Consider the following 749-nt stretch of genomic DNA (forward strand, 5'->3'; position numbering starts at 1 on the left):
CTGCATCCCATGCTCAACGTGGCCATCAAGGCCGCACGCGCCGCCGGCGCGATCATCAACCGGGCGTCGCTCGACCTCGACCTGCTGAAGGTGAACACCAAGTCGCCCAACGACTTCGTGACCGAGGTGGACCAGCTGGCCGAGCAGGCCATCATCGAGACGCTGTTGACCGCCTACCCCGGCCACGGCATCCTGGCCGAAGAGTCCGGCCGCGCGCACGGCGCGAAGAACAGCGAATACGTCTGGATCATCGATCCGCTGGACGGCACCACCAACTTCATCCACGGCTTCCCGGTCTACGCGGTGTCGATCGCGCTCGCGTACCGCGACCAGATCCAGCAGGCCGTGGTGTACGACCCGACGCGCAACGACCTGTTCTACGCCTCGAAGGGCCGCGGCGCGTTCCTGAACGACAAGCGGCTGCGCGTGTCCAAGCGCACGCGCATGCAGGATTCGCTGATCGGCACCGGCTTCCCGTTCCGCAAGGGCGACAACTTCAAGCGCTACGTGAAGATGTTCGAGGAGGTGATGCAGAACTGCGCCGGCCTGCGCCGCCCGGGCGCTGCGGCACTCGACCTGTGCTACGTGGCCGCCGGCTTCTACGACGGCTTCTTCGAGACCGGCCTGAACCCGTGGGACATCGCCGCCGGCTCGCTGATGATCACCGAGGCGGGCGGGCTGATCGGCAACTTCACCGGCGAGGCCGACTTCATGTACCAGCGCGAGGTGGTCGCCGGCAACCCGAAGAT

The 749-nt window shown here is 66.5% G+C and carries 1 protein-coding gene; it reads left to right on the plus strand.

What is annotated here, in order from left to right; all coding sequences use genetic code 11:
- The coding region (locus tag AC1D15_RS35565) for an inositol monophosphatase family protein (protein ID WP_477829792.1) at positions 1 to 749 on the plus strand (749 nt) is incomplete at both ends.

The organism is Rhizobacter sp. P2_H2 (assembly GCF_056403375.1).